Source organism: Streptomyces galbus, assembly GCF_005280195.1.
GTDB classification, from domain to species: domain Bacteria; phylum Actinomycetota; class Actinomycetes; order Streptomycetales; family Streptomycetaceae; genus Streptomyces; species Streptomyces galbus.
In genome coordinates, this window is sequence record NZ_SZPR01000013.1 from 80,791 (window position 1) to 99,864 (window position 19,074).

Sequence of the window (19,074 nt, forward strand, 5' to 3'; positions counted from 1 at the left end):
CATGACGACGAACCCCGCCCTCGACGACGAACGCACCGCTGACCGAGCCGAGTTGCCGCCACCGGGGCCTTCCTCGCCGGTCCTCTCCCTCACCGCCGGGCTGCTCGGCTTCACCCTGGTCTGCCTGGACGCGTCCGTGGTGAACGTGGCGCTGCCCGCGATCGGTTCCTCCCTCGGGGGCGGGATGTCCGGGCTGCAGTGGGTGGTCGACGCCTACACGCTCGCCTTCGCGGCGCTGATGCTGTCCACCGGTGCCTTCTCCGACCGGGCGGGCGCGAGCCGGGCGTACGCCCTGGGGACGGCGGTGTTCACGCTCGCCTCGGCGGCCTGCGGGCTGGCGCCCGGCCTGCCGGCGCTGATCGGCGCGCGGGTGGTGCAGGGCGTGGCGGCGGCCGTGGTGCTGCCGGCCTCGCTGGCGCTGGTGCGGCAGGCGTACCCCGATCCGGCGCGGCGGGCCCGGGCGGTGGCCGCCTGGGCGGCGGGCGGTTCGGCGGCGGTGGCGCTGGGGCCGGTGGCCGGCGGGGTGCTGACCTCGGCCTGGGACTGGCGGGCGATCTTCTTCGTCAACCTGCCGGTGGGCGCGGCGATCCTGCTGCTGCTCCTGCGCGCCCCGCGCTCCGAGCGCCGTCCGGCGCCGCTGGACCTGCCGGGTCAGGTGACGGCGGTGGTGACGCTGACCGCGCTGACCTTCGCGGTGATCGAGCGCGGGGCGACGGGCGCGGTGGCACTCGGGGTGGCCGTCGTGTCGGGTGCGGCGTTCTTCCGCGTGGAGGCCCGGGGCCCGCACCCGGTGGTGCCGCCGGGTCTGTTCCGGGACCGGACGGTGGCCGTGGCGGTCGCGACGGGGGCGGCGGTGAGCGTCGCCTTCTACAGCGTGGTGTTCGTCTTCTCGCTGTACTTCCAGCAGGTGCGCGGGCTCGGGCCGCTCGCGGCGGGGCTGGCGTTCCTGCCGATGACAGGCCTGATCGCGGTGACGAACGTGGTCGCGGGCAAGCTCGCGGGGCGGTTCGGGCCACGGCTGCCGATGGTGGTGGGCCAGTGGGTGGCGGTCGCCGGCCTTCTCCTGCTGCTGTGCGTCGGCGCGGACACGCCGGCGCCGCTGGTGGCCGTGCTGCTGGTGCCGCTGGCACTGGGCTGCGCGCTGACCGTGCCGCCGCTGACGGCCGCGATGATGGACGCCGTCCCGGCCGAGCGGGCGGGGCTGGCGGCCGGGGTGCTCAACGCGGCGCGCCAGGTGGCGGGCGGTCTGGGCATCGCGGTGTTCGGCACGCTGGTCGCGGACGGGTTCGCCGCGGGGATGCGGCTGAGCCTCGCGCTCGCGGCCGTACTGCTGGCGGTGACGGGCGCGTTCAGCTTCCGTCTCGCAGGTCGTCCGGCCACGCGTCCCTGAACTCCAGGTGGTCGTACGTCACCACGCAGCCCTCCCCGAGGGGCGCCTGCGTCATGAAGCCGACCAGGGCCGCCCCGGTCTCCTTCTCGTCGCCGAGGGTGAACAGCCGGACGAACACCCAGCGCCGGCCGTCCCGGGAGGCGTGGAAGGCGAAGGCCCGCCCGGTCCTGCTGACCCGCAGCCACACCGAACTGCCGTCCACGGTGAAGGCGTTGGCGTCGTCGGAGTGGCCCCGGGTGACCACTGTGCAGACGGTGGGCACGTCCGGGGAGTACTCCAGGCACAGCTTGGCCCAGGCCCGCTCGCCGACGTGGACGTACAGCACGCCCGCGTCGAAGGAGGAGCTGAACCCCACGGTGACCCGCGCGAGGAGCTGGAAGTCGCCCTCCGGCGCCCCCAGCAGCCGGGGGGCGTCGGAGGCGGGCTCCAGCGCCTCCCCGGTGGGCGTCACGAACCGGTCCTGCCGGGCCCCGGCCCAGCCGGTGAGCACACCGTCCTCGTAGGACCAGTGCCCGTCGGGGCCGTAGGTGCGCAACGGGAAGGGCAGTTCGGGGAGTTCGACGTCCATGGGGTCGAGTTTTCCAGTCCGCGGGACCGGGCGCGGTGCCGGGGGGTGGCTCAGCGTTCGAGGCGGCCGTCGAAGCGCCTCGGCAGGCCGAGCGGGTTGTCGTCGCGCAGCTCGGGCGGCAGCAGGGCCTGCGGCGCGTTCTGGTAGACGACCGGCCGCAGCCAGCGCTCGATCGCCGTGCCGCCCACCGACGTGGACGTGGACGTGGTGGCGGGGTAGGGCCCGCCGTGGTGCTGGGCGGGCGCGACCGCGACCCCGGTCGGCCAGCCGTTCACCAGCACGCGCCCGGCCAGCGGGGTCAGCTCCGCGAGGAGCTCCGCCCCGCGGCCCTGCCCCTCGGCCTCCTCGGTGGACAGGTGGACGGTCGCGGTGAGGTTGCCGGGCAGCCGGGACAGCACGGCGCGCGCCTGGGCCTCGTCGTCGTAGCGCGCGACGACGGTCACCGGGCCGAAGCACTCCTCCAGCAGGACGTCGTGCTCGCCCCCGTCGGCCAGCTTCTCGGCCGGCACCGTCAGGAAGCCCGCGCTGACCGTGTGCTCGCCGCCCGCGCCGGGCGTCACCGGCGACTCGACGTCGGGCAGGTGCGTCCGCTCGGCGATCCCGGTGAGGAAGTTGTCGCGCATGCGGTGGTCGAGCAGGACCCCGGCGTCGGTGTCGCTGACCGCGTCGGTGAGGGACTTCACCAGTCCGTCGCCGGCCGCGCCCGACGGCACCAGCACCAGGCCCGGCTTCACGCAGAACTGCCCGACGCCCAGCGTCATCGAGCCGGCGAGCCCGGCGCCGATGGCCTCGGCACGCTCGGCGGCGGCCGCCTCGGTGACCACGACCGGGTTGAGGGAGCCCAGTTCGCCGTGGAAGGGGATGGGCACCGGCCGCGCGGCCGCCGCGTCGAACAGGGCGCGGCCGCCCTTGACCGAGCCGGTGAAGCCGGCCGCCGCGACCAGCGGGTGGCGGATCAGCTCCAGGCCGGCCTCGAAGCCGTGCACCAGGCCCACCACGGCGTCGGGCAGGCCCTGTTCGCGGGCGGCCCGGCGCAGCACCTTGGCGACCAGCTCGGACAGGCCCGGGTGGTCGGGGTGCGCCTTGACGACGACGGGGCAGCCGGCCGCGAGGGCGCTGGCGGTGTCGCCGCCGGCGACGGAGAACGCGAACGGGAAGTTGGAGGCGGAGTACACGGCGACGACGCCGAGCGGCACCTTGTAGCGCCGCAGGTCCGGGACGGGCGGGGTGGCGGTGTCGTCGGGGTGGTCGATGACGACGTCGAGGAAGGCGCCCTCGTCCACGATGTCCGCGAAGGCGCGCAGCTGGTAGCAGGTGCGGGCGAGTTCGCCGGTCAGCCGGACCGGGCCGAGCGCGGTCTCCGCGTCGGCGGTCTCCACGAGGCCGTCCCGGGCCGCCTCCAGCGCGTCGGCGGCGCCGCGCAGGAAGGCGGCGCGCACGGCGCGGTCGGCGAGGGAGCCCCGCACCTCGTGCGCGGCCCGGACGGCGGCGTCCACCTCCTGGGCCGTGGCCTCCACCGCAACCTGCTCGCGCTGCTTCCCGGTACGGGGGTCGACACTCCAGACTGGTGCTGCCACAGCGGGTCCCTTCCACATCGATGCCGCAGGCAATGCCGCAGTGTGTACGTCAGCCACCAGGACTGTTCGATATACTGAACGCTGTCTCTGATGCTGAATGCTGTGGAGACTATTTCTCGTCGAACGAAGGGGTCAAGGGCGATGTCGGCAGGCGAGACGGGGGGCGGGTCCCAGGTCAAGTCCGCGGTGCGGACGGTCGAACTGCTCGAGTACTTCGCCGGGCGGCCCGGCATGCACTCCCTGGCGTCGGTCCAGGAGGCCGTCGGCTATCCCAAGTCCAGCCTGTACATGCTGCTGCGCACCCTGGTCGAGCTGGGCTGGGTGGAGACCGACGCGACCGGCACCCGGTACGGCATCGGCGTGCGGGCGCTGCTGGTCGGCACCTCCTACATCGACGGCGACGAGGTGGTCGCGGCGGCCCGCCCGACCCTGGACCGGCTCTCCGACGACACCACCGAGACCATCCACCTGGCCCGGCTGGACGGCACCAACGTGGTCTACCTCGCCACCCGGCAGTCCCAGCACTACCTGCGCCCCTTCACCCGGGTCGGCCGCCGGCTGCCCGCCCACTCCACCTCGCTGGGCAAGGCGATCCTCGCCACGTACACCGACGAGCAGGTGCGCAAGCTGCTCCCGGAGACGCTGCCCGCGCTCACCGAGAACACCCTCACGGACCGCGAGAAGCTCATCGAGGAGCTGCACCAGGTCCGCGAGCAGGGCTTCGCCGTCGACCGCGAGGAGAACACCCTCGGGCTGCGCTGCTTCGGCGTGGCGATCCCCTACCGCACCCCGGCCCGCGACGCGATCAGCTGCTCGGTGCCGGTGGCCCGGCTGACCCCGACGCACGAACAGACGGTCAAGGACGCCCTGTTCGACGCCCGCGACCGGCTGACCCTCGCGACGCGCAGGCTCTGAGCGCACGCGCGCGTTCCGGCCGGCCCCGCGCCCGCCGCGCCGCCGCGCACCGGCCGTTGTCGGTGCCCTCTCGTAGGCTCGGGTCATGGAGATCGCCCTTCGTGCGGTGCACGACAGCGACCTGCCGGTGTTCTTCCGGCAGATGAACGACCCCGAGGCCCTGCGGATGGCCGCCTTCACCCCGAAGGACCCCGCCGACCGGGACGCCTTCGAGGCCCGGTGGGTCCGCATCCGCGCCTCCGACGCCGTCACGCGCACGGTCCTGGCCGACGGGGACGTGGTCGGCAGCGTCGCGGTCTACGGCGCGCCGGGCGAGCGCGAGGTCACCTACTGGCTCGACCGGGCGTACTGGGGGCGCGGCATCGCCACGAGCGCCCTGCGTGCCCTGCTCGCCGAGGTCACCGAGCGCCCGCTGCACGCCCGCGCCGCCACGGACAACACCGGGTCGCTGCGGGTGCTGGAGAAGTGCGGGTTCCGGGTGACCGCCCGGGCGTCCGGGTACGCCGAGGCGCGCGGCACGCAGACCGAGGAGTTCGTGCTGGTCCTGGACTGACGTCCGCGCTCCGGGACCTACTTGGTCGCCCCCTGGGTGAAGCCGTTGTAGATGTAGCGCTGGAGGAAGAGGAAGACCAGCAGGGTCGGCAGGATGACCAGGATCGCTCCGGCCGAGATGGTCTCCCAGTGCGCGCCGTAGGGGCCCTTGAACCGGAAGAGGGCGGTGGAGATGGTGCCGAGGTCCTCCGAGGGCATGTAGAGGAACGGGATGTAGAAGTCGTTGTAGGTGGTGATGCCCTTGATGATGACCACGGTCGCGATCGCCGGCTTGAGCATCGGGAAGATGATCTTCCGGTAGATCGTGAACGCGTTGGCCCCGTCCAGGCGCGCGGCCTCGTCCAGGGACGTGGGGATGCCCCGGATGAACTGCAGGAAGATGTAGATCGAGACGATGTCCGTGCCCATGTAGAGCAGGATCGGGGCCCAGCGGGTGTCGATCAGACCGAAGCTGTTGATCACCTGGAAGGTCGCCACCTGGGTGGTGACGCCGGGCACCAGGGTGGCGAGCAGGAACAGGGCCATGACGGCCTTCTTGAAGCGGAACTCGAAGCGGTCGACGGCGTAGGCGGTCATGGAGCCGATCACCACGGTGCCGGTGACCGAGAACAGCAGGATGAACGCCGTGTTCCCGAACGCCATGAGCATGTGGCCGTCGGTGAACGCGGTGCCGTAGTTGGAGAAGTTCAGCCAGTCGTGGGGCAGGGCGAGCACGTCGGTGCCGTCGGCGACCTCGCCGGACGTCTTCAGCGAGGTGAGGAGGACGACCAGGAGCGGCACGAGCACCACGAGTGAGGCGGCCACCAGCGACGCGTAGGTCAGGACGGTGCTGACGCGCGGGGGCCTGCGCCGGGCCGGCCGGCCGTCGAGGGGGGCGGGCGTGCGGGCGGGGGCGGTCATACGAGGTCCACCTTCTCGTCGGGCACCAGGCGCCGCTGGATCCAGGTGACGGCCAGGATGATGAGCAGCAGCACGACGGCGCAGGCCGAGGCCAGGCCGGTCTTGTTGAACTGGAAGGCGAGCTTGACCGTCTGGATGACGAAGGTCTGGGTGCCGGTCGCGCCGCCGGTCATGATGAACGGGATCTCGAACACCGACAGGGAGCCGGAGATCGCGAGGATGACGCTGAGGCTGAGCACGGGCCGGATGCCGGGGGCGATCAGGTGGCGGAACTGCTGCCGGCGGGTGGCGCCGTCGATCTGCGCGGCTTCGTACAGCTCACCGGGGATGGACTGGATCGCGCCGAGGAACAGCACGAAGTTCAGCCCGGTGAAGCGCCACACCGAGACCCCGGCCAGGGCGGTGTTGGCGGACCGCGGATCACCGAGCCAGGCGTGGTCGCTGTCGATGCCGAGGAGCGACAGGACGGAGTCCAGGGTGCCGCCGTCCTGGAAGAAGTACAGGAAGACGAAGCCGATCGCGACCCCGTTGATCAGGTAGGGGAAGAACAGGATGCCCTTGAACAGGTTGCGCAGCCGCAGGTCGAAGCTGAGGACCGTGGCGAAGTACAACGCGGCGGCGATCTGCACGACGGACGCCGCCAGGTAGTACAGGCTGACCGCGAAGACGCGGAAGAGGTCGGGCCGGGTGAACAGTTCCTCGTAGTTGTCGCCGCCCACGAAGGAGCGGTCGGGGCTCACGCCGTCCCAGTCGGTGAAGCTGTAGTAGATCATGTTGCCCACCGGCACGTACGTGAACGTGACGAGCAGGGCGAGCGGTACCAGCAGGAACAGCCACGGCGTGACGCGGCGCAGCGGGTGGTCCCGCCAGGAGCGGGGGCGGGAGCGCCGGTCGACCGGGCGGTGCCCGGGGCGGCGGCCGGCGGTGTGCGGTCCGGTCAGCGGGTCGGGCGGTGGTGCGGTGCGGGTGGAGTGGGTCATGGCGGGACCTTTCGTCGTCCGCGGACAGCGCGCGTCGGCCGGCGCACCGGGCTCGCCGTCCGCCCGGCCGCCGGGCGTGGGGGCGGGAGCCCGGGGCGCGGCCGGTTCAGGAGCCGGCGGTCTGCTTGGCGTCGGCCCACCGCTTGTTCAGGTCGGCGAAGTAGCCCTCGAGGGTGCCGCTCTGCGCGCCCCGGGCGATGTCGATCAGCTTCTGCCGGTAGTCCTGCTTGTTCAGCCCGATCTCCGAGGCGTTGTCGATGGCGTTCACCTCTGCGGTGTCCGCCTCGGAACGCTCCACCAGGGTGACATCGTTATCAACGAATTCCTCGAGCGTCGCGGGCAGGGGGGCGGAGCGCAGGGCCGAGACCGCGCCCTGCGCCTCGGAGAAGCCGGACTTCTCGGTGAACCAGTCGATCCAGGCCCGGGCGGCGGCCTTGTGCGCGGAGTGGATGTTCACGGCCTGCTGGTAGTCGGACAGCAGGGTGGAGCAGTACGTGCCGCTCTTCTGCACGGGGAAGGGCATGAAGCCGATCGAGTCGGCGCCGGCCCCGGCCTTCTGCGCGGCGTCCTGCATCTGCGTGATCGCCCAGGACCCCAGGACCATGCTGCTGATCCTGCCCTTGGCCAGGAGGGTCTTGGAGTTCTCCCAGTTGGTGGTGCTGGGGTCCTTCTCGGCGAGCCTGTCGTGGACGATGTCGTACAGGAGGGTGTCGATCACGTTGAGGTCCGTGCCGGTGTCCCAGGGCTTGTCCGTGACGGCCAGGTTGTCGGACGCCTTGGCGTCGCAGCTGACCGAGCCGATGCTGTTGGTGAAGGGGCTGACGAGCGGCCAGCCGTCCTTGAAGTTGGTGTAGTAGGTGGCCCCGGTCCTGTCCTTCACCGTTTTCAGGTCGGCGAGGAACTCCTGTGGGCTCGTCGGCCACTCGGTGATGCCGGCCCGCTTCCACAAGGCCTTGTTGTAGACCACGCCGTTGGCGGTGCCGAAGTTGGCGATGCCGTACGTCCGGCCGTCGACGTCGGTCTTGTCGGTGAAGCGGTACTTCTGCTCCATCGTCCCGGTGGAGCCGAGGGGCGCGAAGAACTTCGGGTAGTCACCCTTGGCGACCGCCGCGGGGATCAGCAGGACGTCCCCGTACTTGTCGGTGTTCATACGGATCTTCACCTCCCCCTCGTAGTCGGTGATGCCCTCGAACTCCACCTTGACCCTGGGGTACTCCTTGCCGAAGGCAGCCGCGTACTTCTTCATCGTGCCGTCCTGCACGAGGTCGGTGCGGTTGGTCAGCACCTTGATGGTTCCGCTGACGCTGTTCGCGTTCAGCGGTGGCGCGGCGGTCTCGTCCGAGCTGCCCGTCCCGCCCCCGCCGCACCCCGCGACGGCCAGCAGTGCGGTGGCCGTCAGCAGTGCGGTGCCGAGGATCTTCCTACCCATGTGCCCAACTCCCTCTGTGGATTACGGCTCGGGCCGCCTGGCTGATCGGCACTATGTCAGCCGCTCATGAACCGGTAAAGCTAGTGAGTTGGGCGCGATACCTAATCGTTACCTGGCTCTGCCGTCGGGCAGCAGATCAAGCCCTTTCACCTGCATCGTGGCGTCCGAGGGTGATTCAGGGGCAGGGTCTAGACCGGTTAATCACCGCGGGTTAGGTTGGGGGCGTTCTTGTCCGACCAGCGTCGTACGCACCCAGGCCGGCCGCCACGAGGAGCCGCACATGAAGGACGTCATCCCGCTCACCGGGGAGTGGACTCTCCAGCACGACGGAACACGCCTGCCCGCGCAGGTGCCCGGCTGCGTGCACACCGATCTCCTGGCCGCGGGTGTGATCCCCGATCCGTACCTCGGACTCAACGAGCTGGACGTCGCGTGGGTGGGCCGCCGGGCGTGGACGTACAGCCGCCCGCTGGACCCGCGGGACACGGGGAGCGACGGCCACGAGCGCACCGACCTGGTCTTCGACGGCCTCGACACCGCGGCCGTGATCACGGTGGACGGTCGCGAGCTGGGGCGCACGCGCAACATGCACCGCCGCTACCGCTTCGACGTGACGGGCGCCGCCGGGACGCTGGACGTGCGGTTCGCGTCCGCCTACGACGAGGCCGACGCCGTCCGGGAGCTGACCGGTGAGCGGCCCAACGTCTATCCCGAGCCCTTCCAGTACATCCGCAAGATGGCGTGCAGCTTCGGCTGGGACTGGGGGCCGACCCTGGTCACCGCCGGCATGTGGCGGCCGGTCCGGCTGGAGCGGTGGTCGACGGCCCGCCTGTCGGACGTGCGGCCGCTGGTGACGGTCACCGACGGCACCGGGCGCGTGGAGATCCACGTGGGCCTGGAGCGCACGGCCTCGGGGGCCGGCCGCCGCCTGGCCCTGCGGGCCTCGGTCGCGGGCCGGCAGGCGCGTGCGGAGGTGGCGGGTGACCGCGCCGTCGTCACCCTGGAGGTGCCCGGCGTCTCCCTGTGGTGGCCGCGCGGACACGGGGAGCAGCCGCTGTACGGGCTCGACCTGGTGCTCGAGGACGACCGGGGCCGGCCGCTGGACTCCTGGCAGCGCCGGATCGGCTTCCGCACGGTCCACGTCGACCGTTCCCCCGACGCGCACGGCAGCGGGTTCACCTTCGTGGTCAACGGCGTGCGCCTCTTCACGCGCGGCGTGAACTGGATCCCCGACGACGTCTTCCCCTCCCGCGTCACGCCCGAGCGGTACCGCACCCGGTTGCGCCAGGCGGCCGGGGCGGGCGTGGACCTGGTGCGGGTCTGGGGCGGCGGCATCTACGAGGACGAGGCCTTCTACGACGCCTGCGACGAGCTCGGCCTCATGGTCTGGCAGGACTTCCTGTTCGCCTGCGCCGCCTACCCCGAGGAGCAGCCGCTGCGCGGCGAGGTGGAGGCCGAGGCGCGCGACAACGTCGTCCGCCTCATGCCGCACCCGTCGCTGGTGCTGTGGAACGGCAACAACGAGAACCTGTGGGGCTTCAGGGACTGGGAGTGGGAGCCCGCGCTGGCCGGCGACTCCTGGGGCGGCGGCTACTACCTGGACCTCCTGCCCCGCGTCGTCGCCGGACTCGACCCCACCCGCCCCTACACCGCGGGCAGCCCGTGGTCCGGTTCCTGGGAGCACCACCCCAACGACCCGGCGCACGGCACCCACCACTCCTGGGAGGTGTGGAACCGGCGGGACTACGCCGGGTACCGCGACAGCGTGCCCCGGTTCGTCGCCGAGTTCGGCTGGCAGGCGCCGCCCGCCGTGGCCACCCTGCGCCGCGCGCTCCCCGGCGAGGAGCCGGCCCCCGGCTCCCCCGGGATGCTGCACCACCAGAAGGCCGAGGACGGCAACGGCAAGCTCGACCGGGGGATCGCCCGCCACTTCGCCCTCCCCGACGGCGACTTCGACCGCTGGCACTACCTCGCGCAGGTGGTCCAGGCCCGGGCCGTGGCCGCCGGCATCGAGCACTGGCGCTCCCACTGGCCCGTGTGCGCGGGCACCGTCGTCTGGCAGCTCAACGACTGCTGGCCGGTCAGCTCCTGGGCGGCCGTCGACGGCGACGGCCGGCTCAAGCCGCTCTACCACGAGCTGCGCCGGGTGTACGCGGACCGCCTCCTCACCGTCCAGGAGGACCCGGAGGCCCCCGCCGGGCACCTGGTCATCGCCGTGATCAACCAGTCCGGCGAGACCTGGCACCCGCACCTCGTCCTGCGGCGGCTGACGGCGGACGGCACCGTCCTCGGCAGCGCGGGACTCGACGCGGCGGCGGCCCCGCACTCCGTCGCCCGCGTCGTCGTCCCGCGCGGCCTCCTCCCGGACCCGACGACGGCGAAGGAGTTCCTGGTCGCGGACGCCGACGGACTGCGCGCCCTGCACTTCCCCGTCCCCGACCTGGACTTCGCCTACCCGGCACCCGGCTACGACGTCGTCGTGCGGTCCCGGGCCGAGGACGAGGCGGGTAGTGTCGAGGTCGTGGTGACAGCACGAACCCTGGTACGCGACCTCCTCCTCCAGGCCGACCGGCTCGGCCCCGACGCCACCTGTGACGCGGGCCTGCAGACCCTGCTGCCCGGTGAGAGCGTGCGGCTGCGGGTCCGGGGCGCGGCCGAGACCGGTGCCAACGCCGTGCAGGCGGCGCTCTTCTGCGTGGAACCGGCGTGAGCACACCGACCGAGCGGGTGACGATCAAGGACGTCGCCGCGGCGGCCGGTGTCTCCAAGGGCGCGGTCTCGCTCGCGTTCAACGACAAGCCGGGCGTCTCCGAGGCCACCCGTGCCCGCATCTTCGCCGCGGCCCGGCAACTGGGGTGGGCGCCGAACTCCTCGGCGCGCAGCCTGTCACGCCAGTCGGTCGACACGATCGGGCTGGCGATCTGCCGGCCCGCCCGGCTGCTGGGCCTCGAACCCTTCTACATGGAGTTCATCTCCGGCATCGAGAGCGTGCTGGCCGAACGCAACTGCTCCCTGCTGCTGCGCCTGGTGGGATCGCTCGAAGAGGAGACCCGGCTCCAGCAGTCCTGGTGGCGGGAGCGTCAGATCGCCGGGTCGATCCTGGTCGACTTCCACCAGGAGGACCCCCGGACCGGTCCGCTGCGCGAGCTGGGGCTGCCCGCCGTGGCGGTGGGTCACCCGACGCTCACGGGCGGCTTCCCCTCGGTGTGGACCGACGATGCCGTCGCCGTGGCCGAAGCGGTGCGGTACCTCGCCGCTCTCGGCCACCGGCGGATCGCCCGCGTGGGGGGTCCGGCCGGGCTGGGGCACAGCGCCATCCGGGCGAAGGCGTTCGAGGAGACGATGGCGGCCCTGGGCCTCGACGGCCGTCCGCACGTGGAGACCGGCTTCTCCGGCGAGGAGGGCGCCCGCGCCACCCGGTCCCTGCTGCTGTCGGCGGACCGGCCCACGGCGATCGTCTACGACAACGACCTGATGGCCGTCGCCGGGCTGGGCGTGGCCGCCGAGATGGGCGTCTCGGTGCCGGACGAGCTGTCGCTGCTCGCCTGGGACGACTCGCAGCTGTGCCGGCTCACCCATCCGACGCTGTCGGCGATGAGCCACGACGTGCACGGGTTCGGCGCGCAGGTCACCCGGGTGCTGTTCGACGTCATCGCCGGGCAGGACGTCGTCTCCCGGCCGGTGGCCACTCCGTCGCTCGTACCGCGCGCGTCGACGGCTCCACCACGCGGGTAGGGCTGTCGCTCGGACGCCCGCGGTCCGGGGCGGGCGAAGGGCCCGCCCGTACAACCAAGCGCCTCGCCTGTCGGTCTTGGCAGCGAGCCGTTCCGCTGATCGCCGGAACGGACCGAGACCGAATGAAGGACCGTATGAGACCAGCAAGAAGCACCGTGGTGGCCACCGCCGTGGTGATGGCGGCGGTGGGTGGCCTGCTCACGGCCTCCTCCGCTTCCGCCTCCGCCTCGACGAGCTGCACCTCCCCCGTCTTCAAGCGGCAGTTCTTCGCCACCACCGCTTTCTCGGGCACGCCCAAGAAGACGGACTGCGACAGCGCCATCAGTGAGTCCTGGTCAGGCGCACCGGCCCGCGGGCTGCCCAAGGACAACTTCGGCGTGCGCTGGACCGTCACCCGTGACTTCGGCTCCGGGGGGCCCTTCGCCTTCTCCGCGGAAGCCCGCGGCGGCATCCGCGTCTACCTCGACGGCGTCCGCAAGGTCGATCTCTGGAAGAAAGTTTCCACGATTCGGAAGCAGGCCGTCAACGTCGCCATTCCCGCGGGACAGCACTCCTTGCGGATCGACTTCGTGAACTGGACCGGCCAGGCGAACGCCAAGTTCGCCTACGCGCCTCGCACCACGGCCGACGTCGACAAGGTCAAGCCGCTCGTCCCCACCGGTCTCGGCGCCACGTACGACAAGGTCACGGGCAGGGCGAGAATCGCCTGGGCGAAGAACAAGGAGATGGATCTCGCCGGTTACCGCGTCTACCGGCGCCTCCGGGGCGAACCCTTCCCTGCCGCGCCTCTCGTCACGACGACCTCCACCTCGTACACCGACATCCCGCCCCCCACCGGCAGCACCTACGCCTACGAGATCCGCGCCTACGACAAGGCGGGCAACACCTCCTCCGGAAGTGCCGCTCGAGGTGTGACCACGGTCGACAAGACCCCGCCCGCACGTGTGGTGGCGACAGTCGCCATGGGAACCGACCGCACCCGGGAAAGCTATGTCGTCCGTTGGCAGCCGGTTGCTGATGCCGTCCGCTACCGGGTGCTTCATCAGCTCCTCGTGGACGGACAATGGAAGTGGTCCGAAGCAGCCGTCACCACCGGTACCTCGGTCACCGACTACGTACCTGTCACCGGCGCCGCTGTGTGGTACCGCGTCGAGGCCTATGACGCCGCCGGGAACGTCCGACCCGCCGGAAGCGGCGACGAGGTCCATGTCGACGCCTTCTGGGAGCATCGGGCGACCGACGTCACCGCCGCCTACCAGGGTGACAACCGAGCACTCCTGCAGTGGAGCCTGCCCAAGGACACCTTCGCCATCCGCGGGGACCAGATCCGCCTCCTGCGCGGCGTCGGCACTCCGTCATGGGAGGAGACGACGCCACCGCAGTACTGCATCAGCCTCAAGTACGCCGATGACGGCGATCACTTCCGTTACAGCTGCGTCGCCGAGGTGACCCCCGGCGGGACGAACTTCTTCGCCGTGGAGCCGTACCTCTCCGCATCCCTGCGGGCGCTGCCCAGCGCGATCGTCCCCCTGGCCGTTCCGGCCGCGCCGATGCCCGCCACCGACTTCACCGGTGTCTCGGACGGCCGCCGTGTGGATTTCCGCTGGACTGCGAGCGCCTCTGGCGACGTCGACCATTACGAGCTGCACAGCGGCGTCTGGCACCCGGCCACCTCACCCGCCGAGGAGGGGTGGTTCTACACCTACACGACCGACACCGTTCCGGGCGACACCACGAGCATCAGATGGCGTTACCTCCTCACGCAGGAGCTGGACTTCGTGCTCGTCGCCGTCGCGAAGGACGGAACCAGATTGTCGACGAGCCAGTCACCGAGGCTGCGGATGGAGGCACCAGCCGCCGGCTGACAGGGAATCGGATCGAGAACGACGGGAACACACACGTCATGACGAACTCCGATGATGAAGCGCAGCCGTCCCACGCACCGGGATCCCAGCCGAGTGTCCACCCGGGTTCCGACGAACCGCAGACGATCACGGCACCGACACCGCCCGTCGCGTGGAGCAGTGGCGCTCCGGACCCAGCCGACCTGACCGCCGAGGAGGACGAGTCGGACGGGCCCCGTGGGGAAGCGAAGACCACGCCCCAGAGCGACTGAGCCCTTCTCGGGGTTGCCCTCCCGTGCCGCCGTCACCCTCGACCGGGTGACGGCGGCCGGCACCCGGTCCGGGGTGCGGGCCCGGCGGGCCGGAGCGGTGCGGTTCAGGAGACGGTGCAGGTGGTGCCGTTGAGGACGAAGGCGGCGGGGACGCCGTTGGTCCCGGGCGTGGAGGAGGCGTTGAACCCGAAGCCGACCGAGCCGGCCGCCGGGATCGTCTTCGTCCAGGACTCGTCGGTGACGTGGACCGCGCTGCCGCTCTGGGTGGCCCTGGCGTTCCAGACGGAGTTGATCCGCTGGGCCGCCGGGAAGGAGAAGTCGAGGGTCCAGCCGTCGACGGCCTGCGCGGAGGTGTTGCGGACGGTGACGTCGGCGTTGAAGCTGCTGCCCCAGTCGCTCAGCCGGTAGCTGACCGAGCACGCGCCGGTCGTGCTGCCCGGACGGGTCGCGGCGGTCACCGTGGCCGAGCGGGGCGAGCGGTTGCCGGCGGTGTCGCGCGCGTACACGGCGAACGTGTAGGTGGTGTTCGGGCTCAGCCCGGTGACGGTGGCACCGGTCGTGGCGGAGGTGGCGACGGTGGTCTCGGTCGACCCGCTGACGCGGACGACGTCGTAACCGGTCACGCCGGTGTCGTCGGTGGCGGCCGGCCAGCTCAGGCGGACGCTGCTCGCGGTGGTGTCGGAGGCGGTCGGGGTGCCGGGAGCGGTGGGCGCGGTCGTGTCGCCGCCGTCGGAGAAGACACCGGCTTCCTTGGCGGTGGCCTTGATGCCGTCGGCGCCGTCGAAGAGGCGCTGTCCCCAGGTGGTCATCCGGGTGGCGTCGAAGCCCTGCACGAGGTCGAGGTACTCGACCCCGCCGCCGTTGCCGCTCCAGGACCAGCCCAGGTAGCCGATGCCCCGCGCCTGGGCCGTGGCCATGATGGCGTCCTCGTCGGGGTCGCCGTCGGAGTGCATGTTGCCGAACTCGCCTATGACGAGCGGGAGTCTCGCCGCGACGAAGTGGTCGACGTAGTCGCTGACCTCGGCCGCGGTGTCGTACACGCCGTACATGTGGATGTCGAAGACGGTGTTGCGGTCGGGGTCGGCGGCGAAGACGCCGGCTGCGTTGTCCCGCATGGTGAAGGACCAGTCCTGGCCCCAGTTGGGCGCGTCCACCAGGAGGGTGTGGTCGATCCCGCCGGCGCGCAGCCGGCCGATGGCGGTCTTGGTGTCGGCGGTCCAGGAGGTGTGACCGGTGTTCCCGTACGGCTCGTTGCCGATGTTCACCAGGACGTACTTCTCCTGGCCGACGAGGGCGCTCTTGACGCCGAGCCAGTAGTCCACGGCCTTGGACAGCGGGGCGGCGGCGCCCGCCTCGCCGTAGCCGGTGGTGTCGTGGGCCTCCAGGATGCAGACGAGGCGGTTCGCCTTGCACTGGCTGACCACGCCGGCCACGTCCGCCGCGTCGTTCCTGGTCCACTGGTCGCCGGTGGCGAGGACCACGCGCACGGAGTTGGCGCCCTGGGCCTTGATGTCCTTCAGCGCCTGGGCGGTGCGGCCCGGGTACCAGGTGTGCGCGTGGTTGACGCCCCGCAGGACGAAGTCCTTGCCGCCCGCGTCCAGCAGCCGGCCGTCCTGTACGTGGAACCCGGCAGTCGTGTCCGCGGCCTGGGCCTGGGGTGCGCCCGCGAGGAAAGCGGCGCACACGGCGAGGGCGGTGCCTGTGGCCGCGGCGGCCAGTGGTCTTCTCATCGATGATGCTCCCGGCTCGGTCGAGGGCGGCACGGCGGTCCTGTCGGGCCGTGCCGGCCCGCTCGTGTCCCTGTGGTCGTCTGCCGCGCGGTGGCAGCGGTGCGCGGCGCGGTGGGGCAGGGTGGTGCGCCGCCTCATATGAACGGCTCTCGGTGCCCGGCCGGGCGCGGATGGGTCCCCTGCGTACGTACGGCATCCGACCGGTGCGGACGGCGGGCTCACTGCGCTGAACGCATTCCTGCCCCGTTCGCACCGCTGAGGTTAGGGGCGCTTGCGGACCCCGGGCAACGCTTTTGACCGAACCGGTTAAGTAGGCAGTCCGGTATTGCCCGGGACCGCACCCCCGGCGGCGCGTCCGACGCGCCGCCGGGGGTGCGGCTCGTCAGGTCGTGGCACCGGCCACCGCGGCCCGCCGGCGCGCCGCGGACGCCGCGCCGACGAGGCCCGCGTCCTGCGCCAGGGCCGCGGGACGCACCTCGACACGGCGGGCGAAGTCGAGCGTCGCGTACGTCGTCAGGTGCCGCCTCAACGGCGCGAACAGCGTGTCGCCCGCCTGCGCGACGCCTCCGCCGATGACGGTGACCTCGATCTCGAGGAGCGTGGCACTGCCCGCGATCGCGGCGGCCAGCGCCCTGGCGGACCGGTCGTACGCGGCCAGGGCCCGTTCGTCGCCCTCGCGCGCGGACGCCGCCACGGCGGCGGCGGTGGCCGGCACCCCCGGCGGCGGCTCCCAGCCGGCCCGCCGGGCGTGCCGGGCGATCGCCGTTCCGCTGGCGTACGCCTCCAGGCATCCGCGCGCCCCGCACGCGCAGGGCGGCCCGTCCAGGTCCACGGAGATGTGGCCGATGTGGCCGGCGTTGCCCGACGGGCCCGGGTACAGACGCCCGCCCAGCACGTAGCCGCCTCCCACGCCGGTGGAGACGACCATGCACAACGCGTTGTCCACGCCCCGGGCGGCACCGCGCCAGTGCTCGGCGGCGGCCACCGCCACGGCGTCCCCCAGGAGCACCGGCTCGATGGAGCCGGGCAGCGCGTGATGGGAGCGGACGCTCTCGACCAGGGGGAACTCCCGCCACGCCGGGATGTTCACCGGACTGACCGTGCCGGCCGCCGTGTCGACCGGACCCGCACTGGCGATGCCCAGACCGCGGACGGCCGACCAGGCCGGCTCGGCCGCCAGCGCGTCGATCACCGCGTCCAGGGTGCTCACCAGCCTGGCCTCCGACTCCCGTGCCGGGGTGGGCAGTTCGACCCTGCGGACGACCGAGCCCGCTTCGTCGACGAGCGCGCCGGCGATCTTGGTGCCGCCTATGTCGAGAGCTGCGTACATGGGTGTGCTCATTCCTCTCCGGACGGCGGCGCGGGCACTCTTCGGCACACCGGCCTGACATCGTTGTCTCACCGAGTCGGCCTCCACGGCCGTACGCGACTTCGCGAACGCGTGACGACATCACCCTAGGGCCTTTTCAAGTGAACCGGTATAGCACCCCGATCCTCGGTCACGGTGCCACCGACTGCGCGCTCCCGGCCGGACCGGACACGCCGGCCGTTCCATGAACGTCCGATGAGAATCCGGGCGCCCGGGAACGTTCGCTATCACCCCGTTCGTCCTTCCGGATGCGATGAACAAGACGATCAGGCGTGTCTCGGTCTTCACCCTGCTCCTGGTGTTCGCCCTGCTGGTGCGGGCGACCTGGGTGCAGTTCTACGAGGGCCGGGCACTGGCGGACGACCAGCACAACCGGCGCAACGCGATCCAGACGTACGCGGAGCCGCTCGGGAACATCGTCGTGGCCGGCCGGGCGGTCACCGGCTCGGCGGTCACCGAGGGCAGCGACCTGAAGTACAGACGCACGTACACGGACGGCCCGCTGTACGCGGCGGTGACGGGCTACGCCTCGCAGGCGTACGCGCCGACCCAGCTCGAGGGCATCTACGCCGACCTGCTCAACGGCACCGACACCCGGCTGAAGACCGTGCTGGACACCCTGACGAACAAGCGGGCCGACCCGGGCAACGTGGTCACGACCATCGACCCGGACGTGCAGAAGGCGGCGTACGACGCGCTGGGCGACACCAAGGGCGGGGCCGTCGCGATCGACCCGGAGACCGGCCGGATCCTGGCCGCGGTGTCGACCCCGTCGTACGACCCGTCGACACTGACCGACGCCGACACGGCGGGCGGCGCCTGGAAGCGGCTGAACGCCGACCCGGGCAAGCCGCTGACCAACCGCGCCCTGCGCCAGCCGCTGCCGCCGGGCTCGACCTTCAAGCTGGTGGTCGCGGCGGCCGCGCTGGAGGACGGGCTGTACTCGTCCGTCGACGAGCCGACCACGAGCCCGAGCCCGTACACCCTGCCGGGCACGGTGACCCCGCTGCGCAACGAGAGCGCCTCGGCGCCCTGCACGAACGCCTCGATCCGGGTCGCCCTGCAGTACTCCTGCAACACCGTCTTCGCGAAGATGGCCGTCGACCTGGGCCAGGACAAGGTACGGGCGATGGCCGAGAAGTTCGGTTTCAACGACACCGCCCAGGACGTGCCGGTGCGCGCGTACCCCAGCGTGTACCCCGCGGACATGGACCGGGCGCAGACCGCGCTGACCGGCATCGGCCAGTTCGACGTGACGGCCACTCCCCTGCAGATGGCCATGGTCTCCGCGGCGCTGGCCGACGACGGCAAGCTGGTGGCGCCGCACCTGGTCGACCGGATCACCGACGGCGGCGGCGACACCCTGGAGGACTACGACGACGGGGCGCGCACCACCCGCATCGTCAGCTCCCGCACCGCCGGGCAACTGCGCTCCGCGATGCAGACCGTGGTGGAGGAGGGCACCGGCACCAACGCGCGGATCGCCGGCGTCACGGTCGGCGGCAAGACGGGCACGGCCCAGCACGGCGAGAACAACAGCAAGACGCCGTACGCCTGGTTCACGTCCTACGCGACGTCCGGGGACAAGCAGGTGGCCGTGGCCGTCATGGTCGAGCAGTCGGACGCGGCCCGTTCCGAGGTCAGCGGCAACGGCCTGGCGGCCCCGGTGGCCCGGGCGATGATGAAGGCGGCCCTGCGGTAGGGAGAGCGGATCGGCGCGGCGCGCCCGGAAGCGGTTCGGGCTGTCACACGGTGTTCGAAGATCCGTACGAACAGCGCGGTTGGCCGCTGCCACGCTTCCGGGTCGCGTCCC

At 71.9% G+C, this 19,074-nt stretch carries 14 protein-coding genes; 7 read left to right on the plus strand and 7 right to left on the minus strand.

From position 1 onward, the window contains the following. Window position 1: 1 nt before the first annotated feature. The gene (locus E4U92_RS16735; RefSeq protein ID WP_137301221.1) at window positions 2-1,390 is read left to right on the plus strand and encodes an MFS transporter; all 1,389 of its coding nucleotides are present in this window, start codon (window positions 2-4) and stop codon (window positions 1,388-1,390) included. Here E4U92_RS16735 and E4U92_RS16740 read toward each other — a convergent pair. Both E4U92_RS16740 and E4U92_RS16745 read right to left on the minus strand, forming a co-directional pair. Beyond that, the gene (locus E4U92_RS16740; RefSeq protein WP_137301222.1) at window positions 1,350-1,958 is read right to left on the minus strand and encodes a DUF1349 domain-containing protein; all 609 of its coding nucleotides are present in this window, start codon (window positions 1,956-1,958) and stop codon (window positions 1,350-1,352) included. The two genes, E4U92_RS16735 and E4U92_RS16740, sit on opposite strands and share 41 nt — an antisense overlap. 50 nt (window positions 1,959-2,008) lie before the next feature. Continuing rightward, complete coding sequence (locus tag E4U92_RS16745) at window positions 2,009-3,553, minus strand: aldehyde dehydrogenase (NADP(+)) (RefSeq protein ID WP_137301223.1); 1,545 nt, start codon at window positions 3,551-3,553, stop codon at window positions 2,009-2,011. Window positions 3,554-3,676: 123 nt separating this feature from the next. Between E4U92_RS16745 and E4U92_RS16750 the strand changes: the two genes are divergently transcribed. Both E4U92_RS16750 and E4U92_RS16755 read left to right on the plus strand, forming a co-directional pair. Then, complete coding sequence (locus E4U92_RS16750; protein ID WP_137301224.1) at window positions 3,677-4,450, plus strand: IclR family transcriptional regulator; 774 nt, start codon at window positions 3,677-3,679, stop codon at window positions 4,448-4,450. A gap of 85 nt (window positions 4,451-4,535) precedes the next feature. Beyond that, window positions 4,536-5,003 carry a GNAT family N-acetyltransferase gene (locus tag E4U92_RS16755; RefSeq protein ID WP_137301225.1) on the plus strand — a complete coding sequence of 156 codons (468 nt, stop codon included), beginning with the start codon at window positions 4,536-4,538 and terminating at the stop codon, window positions 5,001-5,003. A gap of 17 nt (window positions 5,004-5,020) precedes the next feature. On the opposite strand, the gene E4U92_RS16760 is transcribed toward E4U92_RS16755, so the two are convergent. The 3 genes from E4U92_RS16760 to E4U92_RS16770 all read right to left on the minus strand — a co-directional run bounded on the left by E4U92_RS16760 (window position 5,021) and on the right by E4U92_RS16770 (window position 8,311). Next, window positions 5,021-5,902: a carbohydrate ABC transporter permease gene (locus E4U92_RS16760; protein WP_137301226.1), complete on the minus strand. Its 882-nt coding sequence runs from the start codon at window positions 5,900-5,902 to the stop codon at window positions 5,021-5,023. Further along, on the minus strand, window positions 5,899-6,882 hold the full coding sequence (locus E4U92_RS16765) for a carbohydrate ABC transporter permease (RefSeq protein ID WP_137301227.1): 984 nt from the start codon (window positions 6,880-6,882) through the stop codon (window positions 5,899-5,901). Before E4U92_RS16765 ends, E4U92_RS16760 begins: the two co-directional genes overlap by 4 nt. Before the next feature lie 106 nt (window positions 6,883-6,988). Next, the gene (locus E4U92_RS16770) at window positions 6,989-8,311 is read right to left on the minus strand and encodes an ABC transporter substrate-binding protein (protein ID WP_137301228.1); all 1,323 of its coding nucleotides are present in this window, start codon (window positions 8,309-8,311) and stop codon (window positions 6,989-6,991) included. A 280-nt stretch (window positions 8,312-8,591) separates the two neighbouring features. Here E4U92_RS16770 and E4U92_RS16775 point away from each other — a divergent pair, with 280 nt between their 5' ends. The 3 genes from E4U92_RS16775 (at window position 8,592) to E4U92_RS16785 (ending at window position 13,911) form a co-directional block, all read left to right on the plus strand. Continuing rightward, window positions 8,592-11,021 (plus strand): glycoside hydrolase family 2 protein, encoded by a 2,430-nt coding sequence (locus tag E4U92_RS16775; protein ID WP_137301229.1) that lies wholly within the window; start codon window positions 8,592-8,594, stop codon window positions 11,019-11,021. Beyond that, window positions 11,018-12,046, plus strand: a complete 1,029-nt coding sequence (locus E4U92_RS16780) for a LacI family DNA-binding transcriptional regulator (RefSeq protein ID WP_137301230.1) — start codon at window positions 11,018-11,020, stop codon at window positions 12,044-12,046. Before E4U92_RS16775 ends, E4U92_RS16780 begins: the two co-directional genes overlap by 4 nt. Before the next feature lie 134 nt (window positions 12,047-12,180). Beyond that, window positions 12,181-13,911: a PA14 domain-containing protein gene (locus E4U92_RS16785; RefSeq protein WP_137301231.1), complete on the plus strand. Its 1,731-nt coding sequence runs from the start codon at window positions 12,181-12,183 to the stop codon at window positions 13,909-13,911. Window positions 13,912-14,266: 355 nt separating this feature from the next. Here the strand turns inward: E4U92_RS16785 and E4U92_RS16790 are convergent, their stop codons facing one another. Then, on the minus strand, window positions 14,267-15,892 hold the full coding sequence (locus tag E4U92_RS16790) for a cellulase family glycosylhydrolase (protein ID WP_137301232.1): 1,626 nt from the start codon (window positions 15,890-15,892) through the stop codon (window positions 14,267-14,269). A gap of 382 nt (window positions 15,893-16,274) precedes the next feature. After that, window positions 16,275-17,234: an ROK family protein gene (locus tag E4U92_RS16795; protein ID WP_137301233.1), complete on the minus strand. Its 960-nt coding sequence runs from the start codon at window positions 17,232-17,234 to the stop codon at window positions 16,275-16,277. A gap of 280 nt (window positions 17,235-17,514) precedes the next feature. Between E4U92_RS16795 and E4U92_RS16800 the strand changes: the two genes are divergently transcribed. Further along, window positions 17,515-18,963, plus strand: a complete 1,449-nt coding sequence (locus E4U92_RS16800) for a peptidoglycan D,D-transpeptidase FtsI family protein (RefSeq protein WP_137301234.1) — start codon at window positions 17,515-17,517, stop codon at window positions 18,961-18,963. Window positions 18,964-19,074 lie beyond the last annotated feature (111 nt).

What these genes read in the sequence shown, in the direction of transcription:
- E4U92_RS16770 (WP_137301228.1), bottom strand. Translation starts at nt 8,311, where the DNA reads ATGGGTAGGAAGATCCTCGGCACCGCACTGCTGACGGCCACCGCACTG.
- E4U92_RS16755 (WP_137301225.1), top strand. Translation starts at nt 4,536, where the DNA reads ATGGAGATCGCCCTTCGTGCGGTGCACGACAGCGACCTGCCGGTGTTC.
- E4U92_RS16765 (WP_137301227.1), bottom strand. Translation starts at nt 6,882, where the DNA reads ATGACCCACTCCACCCGCACCGCACCACCGCCCGACCCGCTGACCGGA.
- E4U92_RS16745 (WP_137301223.1), bottom strand. Translation starts at nt 3,553, where the DNA reads ATGTGGAAGGGACCCGCTGTGGCAGCACCAGTCTGGAGTGTCGACCCC.
- E4U92_RS16785 (WP_137301231.1), top strand. Translation starts at nt 12,181, where the DNA reads ATGAGACCAGCAAGAAGCACCGTGGTGGCCACCGCCGTGGTGATGGCG.
- E4U92_RS16750 (WP_137301224.1), top strand. Translation starts at nt 3,677, where the DNA reads ATGTCGGCAGGCGAGACGGGGGGCGGGTCCCAGGTCAAGTCCGCGGTG.
- E4U92_RS16735 (WP_137301221.1), top strand. Translation starts at nt 2, where the DNA reads ATGACGACGAACCCCGCCCTCGACGACGAACGCACCGCTGACCGAGCC.
- E4U92_RS16790 (WP_137301232.1), bottom strand. Translation starts at nt 15,892, where the DNA reads ATGAGAAGACCACTGGCCGCCGCGGCCACAGGCACCGCCCTCGCCGTG.
- E4U92_RS16800 (WP_137301234.1), top strand. Translation starts at nt 17,515, where the DNA reads ATGAACAAGACGATCAGGCGTGTCTCGGTCTTCACCCTGCTCCTGGTG.
- E4U92_RS16775 (WP_137301229.1), top strand. Translation starts at nt 8,592, where the DNA reads ATGAAGGACGTCATCCCGCTCACCGGGGAGTGGACTCTCCAGCACGAC.
- E4U92_RS16795 (WP_137301233.1), bottom strand. Translation starts at nt 17,234, where the DNA reads ATGAGCACACCCATGTACGCAGCTCTCGACATAGGCGGCACCAAGATC.
- E4U92_RS16740 (WP_137301222.1), bottom strand. Translation starts at nt 1,958, where the DNA reads ATGGACGTCGAACTCCCCGAACTGCCCTTCCCGTTGCGCACCTACGGC.
- E4U92_RS16760 (WP_137301226.1), bottom strand. Translation starts at nt 5,902, where the DNA reads ATGACCGCCCCCGCCCGCACGCCCGCCCCCCTCGACGGCCGGCCGGCC.